This window comes from Nocardia noduli, from assembly GCF_019038455.1.
Taxonomy (GTDB): Bacteria; Actinomycetota; Actinomycetes; order Mycobacteriales; family Mycobacteriaceae; genus Nocardia; species Nocardia noduli.
On sequence record NZ_JAFMPL010000001.1, the window covers coordinates 92,443 to 110,271 of the forward strand.

Sequence of the window (17,829 nt, forward strand, 5' to 3'; positions counted from 1 at the left end):
GGCGTGGTGCCCGGTCAATCGTGTAATGCTCGCTCGCGCAACGTATCGAGGGTTCTGGACAGGATCCGTGAGACCTGCATCTGTGAGACGCCGAGTTGTGCGGCGATCTGACGCTGGGTTCGGAATTCGAAGAACCGCAGCACCAGGGCACGTCGGTCTTGTTCGGGCAGGGCCGCGATCAGCGGCCGCACCGAGAGGTAGTCCTCCACGACACCGTATTCGGGCTCGTCGGCGCCGAGCACCGCGAGTAGCGCCTCGGGCACACCGGGGTTTTCGTCGTCGGTGATCGGCTCGATCGGCGCTGTCCGATACGCGTTGTGGGCGATCATGGCTTGGGTGACCTCGGTCGTGTCGACGCCGAGTTCCTCGGCGATCTCGCGTGCTTTCGGTGGTCGACCGAACCGGTGGGTCAGGGCCTCGGTGGTCGGCCCGAGTTGCTGGTGGATCTCCTTGACGCGCCGTGGAACTCGCACCGCCCAGGTGTGATCGCGGAAATGGCGTCTGACTTCGCCCATGATCGTCGGTATGGCGAAGGCCAGGAACGGCGCGCCGTGCGTGTGGTCGAAGCGGTCGACCGCGTGGACGAGTCCGAGACGCGCGACTTGTCGCAGGTCGTCGAGGCTCTCGCCGCGGCCGGTGAATCGGCGGGCGATATTGTCCGCCAGCGGCAGGCATCGTCGGATCGCTGTGTTCCGCAAGTTGTTTCGACGTCGATCGGACGGTGCGAGGCCTGCCAGTTCTGTGAGGAGCGGTTCGATGTGGTCGTAGCTGTCGCGGCCGCGGTGCCCGTGCGCTCCGTTCGTGACGACGGGCGTGGAGGTACGCGTTCGTGGCGGGCGAAGGTCGAGGGCCGAACTCATCGGAGCACCGCCCCGGCACCGCCGCCGATCAGCCCGCTGGCTGATTCGTGTGTGCTTTCGAGGAAGCGTGGGCTGGATCGAGATCGTCTGGACCGGTTCACCGCTGGCGATTTCCGCATTGTGGACTCCCTGTGAATCGGGTTCGCGCGGGCGAACCAACCTTGTTCGGCGAAGACGCGGGACGTGACGCGTCGGGGTGAGGGGTGAGAACTTCGGGTTCGGAGGCGGCGATCTCGACCGCGTTGCCGCGGCCGGACGAAGGCGGCGCCAGGAGCCGGTGTCACGTCGCGGACGTCGGCTGTTCGGCCGACGCCCGCGACGGTTAATCCGGGCTGTGCCTGTCGAATTCGACTACCGCGAGGAACCTGTGGTCTGTGCGGCGTCGAGAATCGAACTCGTCACCGCGTCGGGCCGGGAGACGCTCAGGGCGTGGGACGCGCCGGGAATCTCGACGGTTCCTTTGGCACTCGCGCGATCGGCCATGAAGCGGTGCAGTGCGACGGGGATGTTGAGGTCGGCCGCACCGAAGACGAACCACGACGGGATCGACTGCCAGGCAGGGGTTTCGGTCGACAGTCCCGCGGTGAGCGCGATCTCGGTGACCGGGCGCTGGGTCGCGCACATCACGGCGGCTCGCGTCTCGGGCACGTCGGCGGCGAACTGGTGATGGAAAGCGTCGGGCCGGATGGCGAATTCGGTGCCTCCCTCGGTGAGGGGGTAGGCGGACAACGCTGCGCCGAGGGTGCCGCCGGGGAACTTGTTCGACAACTCGAGTGCGGACTCCCCGTGTTCGGGGGCGAACGCGCAGACGTAGACGAGGGCGGCCACCTTGTCACTGCCCGCGGCCGCTTCGGTGATCACCATGCCGCCGTAGGAGTGCCCGACGAGGATGACGGGTGCCTCGATTCCGGCGAGGATGTCACGCAGGTAGGCGGCGTCGCCGGGCAGGCTGCGCAGCGGGTTGGCGACCGCGACGACGTCGATGGAACGTTCGCGCAGTCCTTCGATGACGCCGGACCAGCTCGCGGATTCCGCGAAGGCGCCGTGGACGAGGACGACGGTGGGTTTCTGCTCGGTCATGTGCTTCTCTTCTCGTCATTCGGTGTGATATGTCAGTGGAGTGCGGCGCGCAGGACGCGGACGGCGTGTTCGATCGCGGCGGTCGACGCGGCCGTCGGGCGCAGGGGGTCGAGCATCATGAAGTCGTGGATGGTGCCGTTGTAGCGGGCGCTCGTGGTGCGCACGCCCGCCGCGATGAGGTTGCGGCCGTAGGCTTCTCCCTCGTCGCGCAGGACGTCGTTCTCGGCCACGATCAGGAAGGTTTCGGGCACCCCGGCCAAGTCTCGAGCGGTCGCTCGCAGCGGTGAGGCGGTGATCTCGCTCCGCCTGTCCTCGTCGGGCAGGTAGGCATCCCAGAACCACGCCATGGCTTTGGCGGTGAGGTGCGGTCCGTCGGCGAATTCGCGATAGCTTCCGGTGTCCTGGCCCGCGTCGGTGACCGGGTAGTACAGCGACTGGTGCACGAACCGCACGTCACCGCGCTGGGTGGCGAGGAGTGTCAGGGCCGCGGCGAGATTGCCGCCCGCCGAGTCTCCGACCACCGCGAGCCGGTCGGCATCGAGGTCTTCGCCCGCACCGTGTTCGGTGATCCAGCGCGCGGTGGCGTAGGCCTGCTCGAGCGCCACCGGGTAGCGGGCTTCGGGTGAGCGGTCGTACTCGACGAAGACGACCGCCGCGTCCGCGCCGACGGCCAGTTCACGAACGAGCCGATCGTGGGTGCCCGCGTCGCCGAGGATCCAGCCGCCGCCGTGGAGGTAGAGGACGGTCGGCAGCTGGGCCCGGGCGTCGACGGGGCGGACGATGCGAACCCGGACATCGCCGACCTCGGCGGGGACGGTGATCCACTGGTCTCGAACGGGAAGTTCATCGATGGGCGCGGCCTGGATGTCGTCGAGCACCTTGCGGGCCGCTTCGGGGCCGAGTTCGTAGAGCAACGGAGGATTGGCGGCGGCTTCGGCGAATGTCTGCGCCTGCGGTTCGAGGATGGGCTTTTTCATCTGGCTGCCTTTCTGTGCGGTCACAACACCAAGGACCGAGCGGCTCGCGGATTTCGTGACGGAAGGGCGCGAATACCGGTGCCCGGGCTGCTTTCTCGCTGTCGACCGCGGGTGGAATGGGCTGTGACGTCCTCGGCGAGCAGCCCTTCGAGCCGCGCGACGGGTCCGTTGCGAGTGGCGTCGACGAAAGCTCTCAGTAACCTGTCACGGGCCGCGCGTTGGACCGGTTCGTCGCGTGGCGCGGCGAGGTGGGTGCGGGCGCGCCGTGCGAGTTGGCGTGCGTTGGCTTCACTGATCCCGAGCCTGTCGGCGATATCGCGAAACGGATAGTCGAACGCCTCGCGGAGTACGAAGACGGCCCGTTCGGTGGGAGTCAACCGTTGCAGCAGTAGCGCGACCGCGTGTTCGAGGTCGACCGACCGCTCGAGCGCCGACGACGGGTCCTCGGTGGTGGCCACCTGCCCGGGTAGCCAGCTGTCCACCGGAACCTCGCGGCGCGCGCTGGCCGAGCCCGCGGCATTGAGCGTGACCCGGGTCGTGATCGTCACGAGGTAGGCGATGTTGTCGCGGACCATCGCTCGGTCCGTGCCCTGCCAGCGGAGCCAGACGTCCTGGACGACGTCCTCGGCGTCGGTCGCCCGGCCGAGCATCCGATACGCGATCCCGAACAGGCGCGGACGGACATCCTGGAATTCCGCCACGTAGGCGGCCGTTTCCCGCCCTACCGGACCGGGTGCGGAGCCCGGCTCGGAGATGACATCGGTGGTGGTCGTCGAGTGCATGGAGGCCGTCCTTTATCCGTGGTGGCCTCGACCGCCGAAACTGGATCGGTGATCGATTGACGGCCCCGGCGAGCCGCACAATCACCGTCGCGCGACACGGTTGTCGGTCGCGCCCTTGGCAATCCCGGGTGGACCCGACCAGGGACACGTGTCCACTGCGCCCGTCACCCCGGGGACCCCCGTGTGGACGCACACCGATCGGCTCGGCCGCGGTGAGGTTCGGTGGGAGGTCCGCTGTGGTGGACGCCACCGGGGTAGCTGTCCGGACCACGCTCGAGCGAGTGACATCATGAGCTGGCCCTACCGCCTGAGGTGGGACGTTGTGGATTCGGCGGTGGTGTGGTTGATGTCGAGCAGCGATTCGCTGCGTGGCAGGCGTAGTGAGTGTGAGCCACTGGATCGGCTACTGGCGGACGTCAGCTCCGGGCGGAGTCAGGTACTGGTGCTGCGTGGCGAGGCGGGGATCGGCAAATCCGCGTTGCTCGAGCACCTGGTACGCGGCGCGGCGGGTTATCGGATCGCGCGGGCCGGTGGTGTCGAGTCCCAGATGGAATTGGCCTTCGCCGGGTTGCACCAGTTGTGCGCGCCGATGACCGAATATCTCGATCGTCTTCCCGGCCCGCAGCGTGATGCGTTGGCCGTCGCTTTCGGTCTGAGCACCGGCAGTGTGCCGGACCGTTTTCTGGTGGGGTTGGCGGTGCTCAGCCTGCTGGCCGAGGTAGCCGAAGAACAGCCGGTGGTCTGTGTGATCGATGACGCCCAGTGGCTCGACCAGGTGTCCGCGCAGACGCTGGCCTTCGTGGCTCGCAGACTGCTCGCGGAGCGGGTGGCGCTGGTATTCGCGGTGCGGACCCCCACCCCCGAGGGTGAGGACCCGTTGGCCGGGTTGCCCGAACTCGCGGTTCACGGGTTGCGCGACGGCGACGCGCGGGCGCTCCTGGAATCGGCGATCCACGGGCGGCTCGACGAGCGCGTCGTGGATCGGATCGTTTCCGAGGCCCGCGGTAATCCGCTCGCGCTGCTCGAGTTGCCGCGCGGGTTGACGGCGGCGGAGCTGGCGGGAGGGTTCGGGCGTCCGGACGCCCGGCCGGTGGCAAGCCAGATCGAGCAGAGTTTCCTGCGGCGTATCGAAGCGCTTCCGCGCGCGACACAGCGGCTGTTGCTCGCGGCGGCAGCCGAACCGGTGGGGGATTTGTCGTTGTTGCGGAAGGTCGCCGAGAAACTCGATATCGGCGCGGACGCCATGGCGGTGGCCGAGGGGGCGGGGCTGATCGAGTTCGGCGCACGGGTCCGATTCCGTCATCCGCTGGTGCGGTCGGCGGCCTATCGCGCGGCAGACCCCGGTGAGCGCAGGAATGCGCATCGTGCGCTGGCCGAGGTGACCGATCCCGTATCCGACCCCGATCGCCGAGCCTGGCATCGCGCCAACGCGGCGGTCGCGCCGGACGAGACGGTGGCGGCCGAGTTGGAACTGTCGGCCGAGCGGGCGCAGGCCCGAGGCGGAATGGCGGCGGCGGCCGCGTTCTTGAGACGGGCGACCGGACTGACACCTGATCCGCGCCGCCGCGGAGCCAGAGCGGTGTCGGCGGCGCGGGCCGCGTTCGAGGCGGGCGCCCCCGATACGGCGCTCGAACTTCTCGCCGCGGCGGAGATGGGTCCGCTGGACGACCTCCAGCGGGGACGGCTGGCCCGGCTGCGTGCCCAGATCGCCTTCGCGCGCAGGCGCGGTGGTGAGGCGCTGCCCGCGATGCTCGACGCGGCCCGCCGACTGGAACTTCACGATGCGGAACAGGCGCGGGAGGCGTATCTGGAGGCACTCGGGTCAGCGATATTCGCAGGCCGACTCAACGGGCGCGGCGGAGTGCGGATGGTCGCCGAGGCAGCGCGTGCCGCACCGCCGGGGCCGCGCCGACCGCGGCTGGCCGACGTGCTGCTCGACGGCCTGGTGGCGAGGTTCGTCGAGGGTGGGGCCGAGGGCGGTGCGGTGTTGAAGCAGGCTCTCCTGGCGTTTCGAGAGGACGCGGGCGGAAACGCGGACGACATCATGCGCTGGCTTTGGCTGGCGTGGCCCGCTTCCGCCGATATGTGGGACGGCCAGACCTGGCACGACCTGGCCACGGGCGTGGTCCGGACGACACGCGAGACCGGGGCGCTCAACTTCCTACCGCTGGCTCTCGCCTATCGCGCCGTGGTGCACCTGCACGCCGGAGAATTCGATCTGGCCGCGGCGCTGGTCGAGGAGTCGGACGCGATCACGGCGGCGACCGGCAACGCGCCCATCGGATATGCCTCGTTGCACCTGCTCGCCTGGCGTGGCGAGGATGCCGAGGCCGCGGAGGTGATCGAGGGCGGCGTCAGATGGGCGACCACCTGGGGTGACGGCCGCTCGATCGGTGGCGGCCACTGGGCGGTCGCGGTGCTCTACAACGGGCTCGGCCGGTACCGGGCCGCCCTGAGCAGCGCTCAACGGGCGTGTGAGCACGATGATCTGGGTGTGATCGGTCCTGCCCTGCTCGAATTGGTGGAGGCGGGAGCCCGAGCCGACGCCCGCGAGGCCGCCGAGGCCGCCCTGCGGCAGTTGGAGATACGCACCGAAGCCAGCGGCACGGACTGGGCCCTCGGCGTACTGGCACGATCCAGAGCCCTGCTCAGCACAGGCCAGGAGGCCGAACCGCTGTACCGCGAGGCCATCGAGCGACTCGGACGCACCCGGATCGCGGTGCACCTCGCGCGTGCCCACCTGGTATACGGCGAGTGGTTGCGTCGCGAGAACCGGCGCGTGGACGCGCGCGCGCAATTGCGCACCGCCTACGACATGCTGCACGGTTTCGGCGCCGTGGCTTTCGCCGAGCGCGCCAGGCGCGAACTGCTGGCCACCGGCGAATCGGTGCGTCGACGCGCGGACGAGGACCGTGAGATCCTCACCGCGCAGGAAGCCCAGATCGCCCGTCTGGCCGCCGCGGGATCGACCAATACCGAGATCGGCGCCGAGCTTTTCATCAGTCCCCGCACGGTCGAATGGCATCTGCGCAAAGTCTTCGCCAAACTCGACGTCACCTCGCGCAAAGAGCTGCGCGGCGCGCTGGACACCTGAGCCGCTACCAGTTCTGCCCGCCCGCTCGCAGCACTATCTCGTTGACGGCGACGCGCCGTTCACGGGTCACGATGTAGGCGATCGTGTCCGCGATGTCCTCCGGCCGCAGCGCTTCCGGACGACCGGGCTGCCGGTGCGCGGACTCGTCCGCCACCCCGGGCGCGACCATACTGACCCGCACGCGTTCGGGCAGCAATTCCTGGCGAAGCGATTCGGTGAACCCGGCGCGGCCGAACTCGGTCAGGCTGTAGACGCTTCCGGCCCGCCGGGCGATCCGCCCGGCGGGTGAGCCCACGTTCACCAGATCGGCCACCCCACGGGGTGAGGTCGCGGCCGCGTCGATCAGGTACGGAACGGCGGCGTGGGTGACATGCAGCATGGCCGACACATTGAGCGAGATCATCCGGTCCCATTCCTCGATCGGAGTGTGCAGTGCGGTGTCGAGCACCATGACACTGTCGCTGTTGACCAGCACGTCCAAGCGCCCCAGCCGTTCATGGGTGTCCTCGACCGCCTGGTAGGCGAGCGCGGGGTCGGTGATATCGGCCGCCACCGCGACGGCGTGACCGCCCAGGGCGCGGAGATCGGCCGCGATTTCGTCCAACCGATCGCCGCCGCGCGCGACCAACGCCACCGCCGCGCCCGCGCGGACCAGGCGCCGCGCGGTCGCCCGGCCGATACCACCGGTGGCACCGGTGACGAGCGCGACGGCCCCCTGCAACGGCTGCTCTGACATATCTGCCTCGATTCCCTGGGTCGCTGACGCGTTCGGCACGTCGGACCGACGCGTTCAGCCTCGCGCGTTCGGCCCTCCGGTCGCCCCCGGGAAAGTCCCTGGTCCATGCAGACCAGGGATCCGACCCGACCTCACCTGTCGTGCGACACAGCGCCTCGGAGTTGACGACGGGAAGAGATCGACAACTTCGTGAAGATCTTGCGCAGATGCCATTCGACCGTGCGCGGACTGAGGAACAGTCGCGCGCCCACCTCCGGATTGGACAGGCCTTCTCCGACGAGCACGGCGATCTGCCGTTCCTGCGGCGTCAACTCGTCACCCGACACTTCGACGGCGCGCCTGTCGACCTTTTCGCCACAGGCGAGCAGTTCCCGGCGCGCGCGTTCGCCGAAGGCCGTCATACCGATCGAGACGAACATGTCGTAGGCGGTGCGCAGTTGATGCCGCGCGTCCACGCGTCGGGATTGCCGCCGCAGCCATTCGCCGTAGAGCAGATGGGCGCGCGCCAGTTCCGGCCGCAACAGTGTCCGACCCAACCGCTCGACAGCGTCGCGATACAGCGTGTCCGCGGTCTGCTCGTCGGCCAACAGCGCCCGGCAACGAGCCAGAATCCCCTGCGCCCAGTCCGTATCGGCGGCTTCGGCTTCGGCGACCAGACGTTCGAGCGCACCGCGGGCGACGTCGTCGTCTCCGGTCCGCACCGCCGCTTCGATGAGTTCGGGCAGCACCCACACCGAGACGATCAGCTGGGCGATCCGGGTACTGGCCTCGGCCGCGGTCAGCGCTTCCTCGTAGCGGGCCAGGCCGTTGTAGAGGACCGCCGCCGCCCAGTGCGCGGTGGTGACACCGGTCAGCTGGCCGTCCGCACCGGTCTGTTCGATGGTGGCGGCGATCAGCACCGACGCCTCGGCTTCCTTGCCCTGCATCGCCGTCAGGATGAGTGTCGTGTACGGGGCGAGAGGGATGCCCGTGGCGGCCGCGATCCCCTCTGATTCGGCGACGATTCCGGCGGCGGCGGTGAAGTCTCCGATCAACGAGGTCGCCGCCCCCAACGAGGCGAGATAGATCGGGAGTTCGGTCAGGATGCCCGCGGTCCGCACCACCTCGGCGGCTCTGGCGTAGGTCTCGAGCATGACCTGTTCGCCCCAGACGGCGGGGCTCAGGCCGCAGGCGGCCCATCCCCATTTCAAGAGGTCGGGCACGGGCAGGTCGACCAGCGCGGCCATCGCGTCGCGCAATGCCGTGATCGCGGTGCCCCTGCCTTCGGTGACGAGCAGGGCGCAACCCGCGAGCACCAGGTCGATGGGACGCGCAATCCCCTCCCTCGGTGCGAGTTCGGTGATCGCCTCGGAAATCGCCGTGAGGCTCGCGTTGTCGGCGGCGCCCCAGGCTGCCGCGCCCCAGGCGAGCAGATAGGTCTCGCGCGCGAGTTCCATGTCGAAGGGTTCCAGCCGCCGTGCCGCCGCGAGCAACATCGGCGGCGCTTCGTGATTGAAGCCCGCCGCGTGCGCGATGCGACCGCGCACCAATTGGGTTCGGGCGCTGAGTAGTTCGCTTCGCGCGTCGAGTTCGGCGAGGTCGACGTATCGGCGTGCGGCGTCGAGGTCGCCCGCCCGGACGCTGGCGTCCGCCGCTGCGACGGCGCGCTCGGCCCGCAGCGGGATATCGATGGTCAGTGCGACGGATCGCTGTAGGAAGGCTGCGGCGGCGGCCAGGCCTCCGCGGGCCTGCGCGCGGTCGGCAGATCGTGCGAGTTCCGCGGCGACCGACTCGTCGGGGTCGGCGGTCGCGGATGCCAGATGCCAGGCACGGCGGTCCGGGTCGGCCAGTGGGTCGGTGACCTCGGCCAGCGCCAGATGCACCGCGCGACGGTCGTGGTCCGCGGCGGACCGGTACACCGCCGACCGCACGAGCGGATGCCGGAAGGTGACCCGCACGTCGAAGGACAACAGCCCGTCGGTCGCGTCGTCGAGGGCCGTCGCCGGTGTGACGCCGAGTTTCTCGGCGGCACACCAGACGAGGGCGGGATCGCCGACCGGTTCGGCGGCCGCGATGAGCAGGAGCAGCCTACTGTGTTCGGGTAGCCCTTCGATCCGGGCCAGGAAGCTCTGTTCGAGCCGGTTGGGCAGCGTATCGGTGTGCAACAGGCCGAATCCGCCGGCCAACTGGGTGACACTGCGTTCCCGGGGCAGTTCCAGAAGTGCCAGCGGGTTACCCCCGGCCTCGGCCACGATCCGATCGCGGATGTGGTGATCGAGCCTGCTCGGAGTGGCCGAATCGAGCAGCGTGTACGCATCGGACTTGTCGAGACCGGCGACCTCCAGCTCCGGTAGACCGAGCAGATCGCGACTCCGCCCTCGGGCGGCGAACACGAGCGCCACCGACTCCGCGAGCAGACGACGCGCCACGAAGGCCAGCACCTGCGCCGAGGCCTGGTCCATCCACTGCGCGTCGTCGACGACGCACAGCAGGGGCCCACCCTCGGAGGCGTCCGAGAGCAGACTCAGTACCGCCAGTCCGACGAGGAAGCGCTCCGGCGGGGTACCCGCCCGCATCCCGAACACCGTCTCCAGCGCGTCACGCTGGGGCGCGGGGAGCTGTTCGAGCCGATCGAGCAGCGGCAGGCACAACTGGTGCAGGGTGGCGAACGCGAGCTCCATCTCGGATTCGGCCCCGACCGCGTGCAGCCCTCGCACTCCCGTCGCCGAACTCTCCAGGTATCGCAGCAGCGCGGATTTACCGACTCCCGGCGCACCGTGCACCACGAGCACGCGACTCTCACCGGTACGGACGGCCGCGATCATCTGATCGAGGACGGCGCACTCCGACCGGCGCCCCACCAATCGGGGATTCCCTGGAACCGCCACCCTGGCCCGCCTTCACCGTGATCGATCTGTGCTGGTCGATTCCAGCAATCACGGAGATTACCCCGACTTTGAAACATTCCAGTTTCGGTGGGGCTTATCGGTCCAGGTCGCGTCGTTTCCCCGGGTCCGCCGGTCCGGACGACTACTCGACCAGTTTCCCGACGGTCGAGACGTCGCGCATCAGGCGGGCTATCTCGGCGGGTACTTCGGGAATCGCTTCCCGTTCGATTTTCCCCGGCCCCGACCAGACCAGGTTCACGCGCAGTTCGGGATCGAGATCCGGGTAGTCCGAACGGTTGTGGCAGCCGCGTGTTTCGCGCCGTTCCACCGCGGCCTCCAGGGTCGCGCGGGCGGCGAGCACCGATGACTTCAGATCGAAGGCATGCGCCAGATCCTGGAAGCCCGCCGGATCGGGATGCACGCCGACGCCGGTGATCCGTTGCTCCAATTCGTCGAGTTCGGACAGTCCCGCTCGCAGCCCCGTGTCGCTGCGGACCACACCGGCGTGTTCGGTCATCGTATTGCGCAGCGTTCGCTGTAGTGCCCGGACGTTCTCCCTGCCGTCCGCCGCCAGGAGTTCGTCGACCTCGCGGCGGGCATCGGCGAGCGCGCCTTCGGAGCGGCGGTGCGTCAGCAGCGTTTCGGAGTACTGTGCGGCGGCCTCGCCGACGATCCTGCCGTAGACGAACAGTTCGATCAGTGAATTACCGCCGAGCCGGTTCGCGCCGTGCAGTCCGCTGGACGCCTCGCCGATCGCGTAGAGGCCGTCCACGCCCGTCCCGTGATCGTGTGCCCGCACCCAGACACCACCCATCGAATAGTGGGCGGTGGGCGCGATCTCGATCGGGGACCGGGTGATGTCGAGCATCTGCAGTTCCAGCATCGTCTGGTAGACGCGCGGCAACCGCCTCATGATCGTCTCGCGCGGCAGATGCGAAATATCCAGCCATACACCACCGTTCGGTGTGCCACGGCCTTCCTTGATCTCGGTGTAGGCGGCCAGTGCGACCCGGTCGCGGGTCGACAGTTCCATCCGCTCGGGGTCGTAGCGGGTCATGAACCGTTCGCCGTCGGCATTGCGGAGAATTCCGCCTTCCCCGCGCGCGGCCTCCGACACCAGTGTCCCCGCGGCGTTCTCCGGCTCGATCAGCCCGGAGGGATGGAACTGCACCAGTTCCGGGTCCCGGATTCGTCCGCCCGCCTGCACCGCGAGCCGGAACGAGTCACCGGTGTTCTCGTCACGTCGCGACGAGGTGCGACGCCAGATCCGGGTGTGCCCGCCCGTGGCGAGGATTACCGCGTCGGCCCGGAAGGTGTAGCGTCCGCCGTTGTCGAGGTCGAAACCGTAGGCGCCGAATACAGCGTTGTCGCGCACCAGGATTCGAGTCACGTAGCAGGTGTCGATGATTCGGATGCCGAGTTGCGCGGCCCGGTTCACCAACGTCCGCTGGATCTCGAGTCCGGTGTAGTCGCCCGCGAAGGCGGTGCGCCGGTAGGTGTGCGCGCCGAAGAACCGCTGCGAGATCCGTCCATCGGCCTCGCGTGCGAACGGCATCCCCCAGCGCTCCAGGTCATCGATGCCGCGTGCGGCGTTCTCGGTGACGATTCGCACGGTGTCGGGACGGGCGAGCAGGTAACTCTCGGTGATCGTATCCGCGGCGTGCTGTTGCCAGCTGTCCTCGAGGTCCATCGTCGACAGCGCGGCGTTGATGCCACCTGCCGCGAGCGTGGTGTGGGCGTCGGCCTTGGGGCGTTTGCCGAGCACGAGAACGTCGACGCCGCGCTCGGCCAGTTCGATCGCGGCCCGCAGTCCGGCCCCGCCGGTGCCGATCACCAGGACCGATGTGGTGATCCGACGTTCATCCGGGTAGTCGAGCATCGATTCCATTCCTTCGAACGAGGGTGGGATACGTGCGGGCGGCGTCGCGCCGCCCGCACGCCGGGATCACTGCCGCGCCAGCCACTCCGACAGCCGGGTCTGCGCGAGTTGGGCGTCGCGGCCGGGCAGCAGGGTGTCGAGTTCGAGTACCGCCCCGAAGTACCGCGCCCGCGGGTCGGTGACGACCTCGCGCGGATCGGAGCGCGCGACCAGGACCGTGCGGATCCACTGGTCGAGTCCGAACACCTCCGGACCCGCGACCTCGATTGTGCCGTTGAGCGGTGACCCCGCCGCGGTGCGACCGACCGCGGCGGCCACATCGTCGGCGGCCATCGGCTGCACACTCGCACCCGACAACCGCACGTAGTCGCCGTCGGTGGCGGAATCGGCGATGCTGCGGGCGAATTCGAAGAACTGGGTGGCATGCACCAGCGAGTAGGGCAGGCCCGAACCCTTGATCAGTTCCTCCTGGGCGACCTTCGCCCGGAAGTATCCGGACTCCGGCAACCGTTCGGTGCCGACGACCGACAGTGCGACGTAGTGGCCGACACCCGCTCCGCTGGCGGCGTCGAGCAGGGTCGTGGTCGAGGTGCGGAAGAAGTCCATGACGTCGTCGTCGGCGAACGACGGCGAGTTGGAGACGTCGATCACGACGTCGGCGCCCTGGAGGACTTCTTTGACTCCTTCACCGGTGAGCGTGTTCACTCCGGTGTCGGGTGCGGCCGCGACCGCGCGATGGCCGTGCTCACCCAGGCGTGTGACGAGCTTCGAGCCGATCAGCCCGGTGCCGCCGATAACGACGATCTTCATGGTCATGCCTTCCGTTCGAGGGTTGTTTCGGGGGCCGACGCGATTCCCCTGCACCAAGGACAGGGTGGTCGGCGATTTCGTGACGGTGTCACCGGTCGGGCGCGCTCATCGGTCGCGGCGGCGCGCGAGTTCCTCCGCGCCGACCGGTTCCAGAATCGGATATCCCGGCGGGCAGAACATCGTGACCAGGAAAACCGATTCGGCATCGTCGAGGTTGTTGCCGTCCCGGTAGTGAATGACATCGCCGGGTTCCCAGAATGTCTGTCCAGCCTTGACGATCCGCCGCGGTTCGCCCTCGAGTTCGAAGATGATCTCGCCTTTGAGGACATAGCCGTACGCGGGGCCCGGATGTCGGTGCGGGGGAGATCCCGGACTTCCGGGAGGAAGCGTGACCATGACCGTCATGGCCTCCGCTCCGACCGGGATCTGCGGAGCCCCGGACACATTTCCGATTACCACGATCCGCGGGGCGAGCAACTCCGCCTCGGGATCCTCGCGGTAGTGCGCGGGTTCTGTGCTCATAGTGATTCCTTTGCCATCGGCGGACAGGTGTGTGTTCGGTGACGGGTGGGACCAGCCACGCTCTGCTTGGCGCATACTCCGAGAAGCCGCCTGAAACCCGTTGCCCCCGCTCTTATCTCGCGACTCGACCGAACACCTCATCAGGTAGGACAAGACGACGGCCCGGATCGTGACGTCCCGACCGGTGCTCTAGATCCGCTGTTCCGACGGCACGTATTCGAACGTCGGCCCGGCGGTCGTCCGGCCGTCGCCACTCGGCATCCGCATCAAAGCCTGAGCCTGGGATTTGAGGGCATACATCGCCGCGACGGCGTCGCGCATCTGCGACGGACTTCCGTTGAAGGTGTCATCGAGCAGATAGAGGAGCAAACAATAGGTGTTGTTGAATTCCTCTTGCGCCACGCGGATCTCGCTGCCCGGCGGATAGTCGGCCGTGCGTGGATTGGGCCGCATCGGCGCTATCCCGTCCGGATCGATCGGCAACAGCTCGCCCGTCGGCCCGGACTGCGGAGTGTCGCCCTGCTGAAATCGCCTGCCCCGCGCGAGTTCCACGAAACGGTAGTAGTGGGCGACCTCGTCGCGCTCGGGGTGGAAGACATCCTTGTCTCCGTCCCACACCTCGGTCCGACCCGCCCCCTCGCCCTGCTCGACGATCTCCGCCAGCGCGGCCAGCGCCGACTTCAGATCATGAATCGGGATGATCGTGCCGCCGCCGCTGGAGAAGTGGACTTCGTTCAGTTGTCGTCGCGGGTCACCACAGAAGACCGCGTCTTCGCCCATGGAGTCGCACAGGGTCTGGATACCCGCCTCGATGGCGGCATAGAACTGCCCGATCGTCGTATATCGATCCGATTCCGGCGGCGCGTCGGCCGACGCGGGCTTCTCGATGGCCAGGAACTGCTCGAGCGCCTCGGATCCGAACGGCACCAGATCGACCCGCACGGACCGATCACCGTGCGGCAGCGGATACGGGTAGGCCGGAAGCATTTCCGGCGCGTCGATTCTCGGCTCACCGCCCACGGCGTTCAGCAGGTTCGCCGCCAACGCCATGTGCAGCATCTCCTCCACGAACACGCTGGCGATCACCTGGACCGCCTCGGTATTGCGCGCGGGATCCAGGGAGTACAACGCGCACAGGTACGGCGGAATCGTCGCGTGCTCGAGTTCGATCGCCCATTGCAGGTGGCGGCGAAGATCGTCCAATGTATCGATGGCGGGAGCGCCACTGGTATTCACGGTGCAACCTCGTCTCGGCAAGTCGTCAGCTGTCGACAACTAGGACAGGGCGCCGCGGCGATCCGTGACAACATCGCGCCCTGCTCGCCGTTCGATCGACGGTGTCGTCCTGTTACTCGGGGCCGAGCTCGCCGAAATCGACACTGCGCTCGATGATTCGGGCGTCCGCGATCCGGAATCGATAGGTTCGTGTGACGGTGAACCGCAGATGACTGGCTCGCAGTGTCCGACAGGGCAGGCCGTCGTCTCCGTGCAGAACGAGGTCGCTGGTGTGCCGCCCGGTCATGTCGGCGCGAACCGCGACCCTGGATTCGTCGGCCGATAATGCCCGGATCGTCCATTTCAGATCGCTGAAGGTGCGACGCAACCACATCGAGGTCGCGTACACCGCGCCCGGGCCGGTGGCCCGGCACGCCGCAGGTGCGTAGCCACCCGGCCGGTTGACGGCCTGGGGTGCGATGATCGTCGCGAAGTCGTCGATGGTCCCGTGGTCGAGCAGGGAGACCGCCAGCACGCCGAGGATCTTCGCCCGCATCACCGGATCCGTGGCCGGACCGTGCAACACGGTGCGTCGCGACATATCCGGATCTCGATGGTGGACGGTGGTCACGACCCCGCCCCGATCGTGGGCACGACACTCGACGGTGCGAGGAAGACGGGGCGCGGTGCGAGAAGACCTGTGGTGGTGGTCATTTCGCCTCCAACGGGGTCCGAGAACGATTCGCGGCGGTCGCGAGGATCGCGACGCCGAGGAAGTAGGGAATCAGCGTCGCCATGAAGGGGATGCTGAGAGCGAAGGCGATGGCAGCAGGTACCGCGTCGACGCCGTGCGGCAAGGCGATGGCGGCAACGACGGTGATCGCCAGCACTGCGGCCGAGACGTAGGCCGCCCGAGTGACGAACGTTCCGAAACGGCGCGGCACTGCCGATTCGCCGGTCGCCAGCCGGGCGAGAGCGCCCGCCGCGACGTACGCGGAGCCGACGTAGGCGATCTGCACCAGATCCAGCCAGACCAGGATGTAGCCGACGAAATCGACCGGGCCCGACAAGCCCCGCAGGTATTGCGCGGCAGACCAGTGCGTGTCCTCGACCGTGACCTGCTGTTCCGCGCCACCGGTGAGCACCATCGCCGTGCGCGCCAACAGGTTCAGCAGGAAGCCGCCCGTCGCGATTCCCAGGACGAACACCGCGGGCACCGCCACCGTCATCCGGTGGGATCGACGGAATCGCACGAGCAGTCCGACCGCTCCGACCAGGACAGCGAGCGATACGGCGAACAACACCGCGGTGTTGATCAGCATCGACGACGGCTGCCGGGCCGTGGGTTCGCCGGTGAAGCCCGCGATCGCGAAGAGGGCGATGGAGGCCGCCACCCAGTTCACCGCCGCGGTCGGGCCCGAGACGGCGACACATCTGATCACGGCCGCCGCGAGCGCGACGTAGATCCCGGCGAACACCGCGAATACCGGCGTGGTCACCTGCGGAACCTGGGCATTGATCAGTGTGAGGACCAGCCCGGTCGGCCACAGCGTGAGCAAGCCGTACACGGCTTGCCGAGAGGTCAGGTGGCTCATAGCGGGTCTCCATTTTCATAAGACAGGTCGACTTATGAAAGAGTGACTTTAACCGGACGACTTGTCAACTGAAATGTGAAAGGATCGATTTCGCCATGTGCCGACACGATCGGTCCGCCAGCGTGCGAGTCGGACTCGGTATCGCTTTCTCGACGCCGCCGCGGCAGACATTCGACCGACGGTTATCGTCGGTCTTCGGGTGTCGTAGCTTCCGCACGCGGAGATGGGGGTCGGGGTGTCGTTGCACCCACATGGTCGGCGGGTCCAGCGGTCGGCCGCGGTCGACGGGTTCCGCCTGGCATATGACCGAGTCGGGACCGGCGTCCCGGCGGTCCTGCTGCACGGTTGGCCCAGCGACAGGACCGAATACCGCGACGTGATCCCGCTGTTGAGCATGCTGGATGTCGTCGTACCGGACCTCCGCGGCTTCGGCGAATCCGACAAGCACCCCGGGGACGCCTCGACCCATTACAGTGCCGAGGCGCAAGCACGCAGCGTGATCGGACTCATCGAGGAACTGCGCTTGGACCGGCCGGTGCTGGGCGGACACGACATCGGCAGCAGGATCGCGGTCGCGGTGGCGCGCCTGCGTCCCGATCTGATCCGGGAACTGGTGTTGACGCCGCCATTGCCCGGCATCGGTGCACGGATCCTGTCACCCGAAGCCCAACAACAGTTCTGGTACGTGTCGTTCAACAAACTCGGACTCGCCGACGAACTCATCGACGGCAAACCCGACGCCGTGCGCGCCTTCCTTCGACATTTCTGGTCGCACTGGTCCGGCCCCCACTTCACCCTCGCCGATCACCACCTCGACCATCTTGTCGCGATGTACTCCCCGCCGGGCGCGTTCACCGCCTCGCTGGCGTGGTATCGGGTCGGTGCCGGGGGAGTGGCCCGTATCGCCGCCGAACGCCCGCCCACCACGGGCGAGCGACTGGCCGTGCCCACCACCGTGCTCTGGCCGTCCGACGATGTGCTGTTCCCCAGCAGCTGGGCCGATCGACTGACCGACTATTTCGCCGACCTGCGGGTCCACCACCTCGCGAATACCGGGCATTTCGTCCCGTTGGAGAGCCCGGATACGTTCGCCACCAACGTGATCCGCGCCGCACACCGAGACGTCGATCCTCGGCATTCGCGGTGAACGCGCGGGTTGGTGATGGTGCAGCTGGTCGCTGTTCGGGGCTGCCCGGCATCTACGCGTCGATGAGCGTGGTGTCATCCGGTATCGATCCCGCACTGAATGGTTGCCTTCCGCGTCATCGCAGACACGGACGGGCTGTAAACCACAGCTGGCGAGGGACCCTCGAGTCCCCGCGGATTGGACGGTGTCCGCCCCGAACATTCGGGCGGATTCCGCCGGGGGCGAGTTGGCTGACCGTGGTCGCGCCCCACAGTCGATAGAAATC

General features: G+C 68.0%; 14 protein-coding genes. 2 read left to right on the forward strand and 12 right to left on the reverse strand.

From position 1 onward, the window contains the following. Positions 1-14: 14 nt before the first annotated feature. From JZ792_RS00515 to JZ792_RS00530, 4 genes are all read right to left on the reverse strand, one after another. A complete protein-coding gene (locus JZ792_RS00515; protein WP_308165083.1) occupies positions 15-698 on the reverse strand; it encodes a SigB/SigF/SigG family RNA polymerase sigma factor in 684 nt (227 codons plus the stop codon). A gap of 513 nt (positions 699-1,211) precedes the next feature. Beyond that, complete coding sequence (locus JZ792_RS00520; RefSeq protein ID WP_216905546.1) at positions 1,212-1,940, reverse strand: alpha/beta fold hydrolase; 729 nt, start codon at positions 1,938-1,940, stop codon at positions 1,212-1,214. Between the two features lie 32 nt (positions 1,941-1,972). After that, positions 1,973-2,917, reverse strand: coding sequence for an alpha/beta hydrolase (locus JZ792_RS00525; RefSeq protein ID WP_216905548.1), 945 nt, complete (start codon positions 2,915-2,917; stop codon positions 1,973-1,975). Between the two features lie 20 nt (positions 2,918-2,937). After that, positions 2,938-3,699, reverse strand: a complete 762-nt coding sequence (locus JZ792_RS00530) for a sigma-70 family RNA polymerase sigma factor (RefSeq protein WP_216905550.1) — start codon at positions 3,697-3,699, stop codon at positions 2,938-2,940. Positions 3,700-4,045: 346 nt separating this feature from the next. Here JZ792_RS00530 and JZ792_RS00535 point away from each other — a divergent pair, with 346 nt between their 5' ends. Then, positions 4,046-6,793: a helix-turn-helix transcriptional regulator gene (locus JZ792_RS00535; RefSeq protein WP_216906097.1), complete on the forward strand. Its 2,748-nt coding sequence runs from the start codon at positions 4,046-4,048 to the stop codon at positions 6,791-6,793. A 4-nt stretch (positions 6,794-6,797) separates the two neighbouring features. Here JZ792_RS00535 and JZ792_RS00540 read toward each other — a convergent pair whose 3' ends face one another. The 8 genes from JZ792_RS00540 to JZ792_RS00575 all read right to left on the reverse strand — a co-directional run bounded on the left by JZ792_RS00540 (position 6,798) and on the right by JZ792_RS00575 (position 16,417). Continuing rightward, entirely contained in the window at positions 6,798-7,529 is a 732-nt protein-coding gene (locus tag JZ792_RS00540) for an SDR family oxidoreductase (RefSeq protein WP_216905552.1), read from the reverse strand. Between the two features lie 131 nt (positions 7,530-7,660). Continuing rightward, positions 7,661-10,396, reverse strand: coding sequence for a helix-turn-helix transcriptional regulator (locus JZ792_RS00545; RefSeq protein ID WP_308165084.1), 2,736 nt, complete (start codon positions 10,394-10,396; stop codon positions 7,661-7,663). 142 nt (positions 10,397-10,538) lie between these two features. Further along, on the reverse strand, positions 10,539-12,275 hold the full coding sequence (locus JZ792_RS00550; protein WP_216905555.1) for an L-aspartate oxidase: 1,737 nt from the start codon (positions 12,273-12,275) through the stop codon (positions 10,539-10,541). 66 nt (positions 12,276-12,341) lie between these two features. Next, complete coding sequence (locus JZ792_RS00555) at positions 12,342-13,085, reverse strand: SDR family oxidoreductase (RefSeq protein WP_216905557.1); 744 nt, start codon at positions 13,083-13,085, stop codon at positions 12,342-12,344. A 105-nt stretch (positions 13,086-13,190) separates the two neighbouring features. Next, the gene (locus JZ792_RS00560) at positions 13,191-13,607 is read right to left on the reverse strand and encodes a cupin domain-containing protein (protein WP_216905560.1); all 417 of its coding nucleotides are present in this window, start codon (positions 13,605-13,607) and stop codon (positions 13,191-13,193) included. A 189-nt stretch (positions 13,608-13,796) separates the two neighbouring features. Next, positions 13,797-14,843, reverse strand: coding sequence for a ferritin-like domain-containing protein (locus tag JZ792_RS00565; RefSeq protein WP_216905562.1), 1,047 nt, complete (start codon positions 14,841-14,843; stop codon positions 13,797-13,799). Between the two features lie 112 nt (positions 14,844-14,955). Then, positions 14,956-15,453 (reverse strand): ester cyclase, encoded by a 498-nt coding sequence (locus tag JZ792_RS00570; protein ID WP_216905564.1) that lies wholly within the window; start codon positions 15,451-15,453, stop codon positions 14,956-14,958. 79 nt (positions 15,454-15,532) lie between these two features. After that, positions 15,533-16,417 (reverse strand): hypothetical protein, encoded by an 885-nt coding sequence (locus tag JZ792_RS00575; RefSeq protein WP_216905566.1) that lies wholly within the window; start codon positions 16,415-16,417, stop codon positions 15,533-15,535. 235 nt (positions 16,418-16,652) lie between these two features. Between JZ792_RS00575 and JZ792_RS00580 the strand changes: the two genes are divergently transcribed. Continuing rightward, on the forward strand, positions 16,653-17,564 hold the full coding sequence (locus JZ792_RS00580; RefSeq protein WP_308165085.1) for an alpha/beta fold hydrolase: 912 nt from the start codon (positions 16,653-16,655) through the stop codon (positions 17,562-17,564). The last annotated feature ends 265 nt before the right edge of the window (positions 17,565-17,829 follow it).

Bases quoted from the DNA above. Each gene is read 5' to 3' on its own strand.
- JZ792_RS00520 (WP_216905546.1), bottom strand. From the start codon at position 1,940: ATGACCGAGCAGAAACCCACCGTCGTCCTCGTCCACGGCGCCTTCGCG.
- JZ792_RS00525 (WP_216905548.1), bottom strand. From the start codon at position 2,917: ATGAAAAAGCCCATCCTCGAACCGCAGGCGCAGACATTCGCCGAAGCC.
- JZ792_RS00530 (WP_216905550.1), bottom strand. From the start codon at position 3,699: ATGCACTCGACGACCACCACCGATGTCATCTCCGAGCCGGGCTCCGCA.
- JZ792_RS00535 (WP_216906097.1), top strand. From the start codon at position 4,046: ATGTCGAGCAGCGATTCGCTGCGTGGCAGGCGTAGTGAGTGTGAGCCA.
- JZ792_RS00540 (WP_216905552.1), bottom strand. From the start codon at position 7,529: ATGTCAGAGCAGCCGTTGCAGGGGGCCGTCGCGCTCGTCACCGGTGCC.
- JZ792_RS00550 (WP_216905555.1), bottom strand. From the start codon at position 12,275: ATGCTCGACTACCCGGATGAACGTCGGATCACCACATCGGTCCTGGTG.
- JZ792_RS00555 (WP_216905557.1), bottom strand. From the start codon at position 13,085: ATGAAGATCGTCGTTATCGGCGGCACCGGGCTGATCGGCTCGAAGCTC.
- JZ792_RS00560 (WP_216905560.1), bottom strand. From the start codon at position 13,607: ATGAGCACAGAACCCGCGCACTACCGCGAGGATCCCGAGGCGGAGTTG.
- JZ792_RS00575 (WP_216905566.1), bottom strand. From the start codon at position 16,417: ATGAGCCACCTGACCTCTCGGCAAGCCGTGTACGGCTTGCTCACGCTG.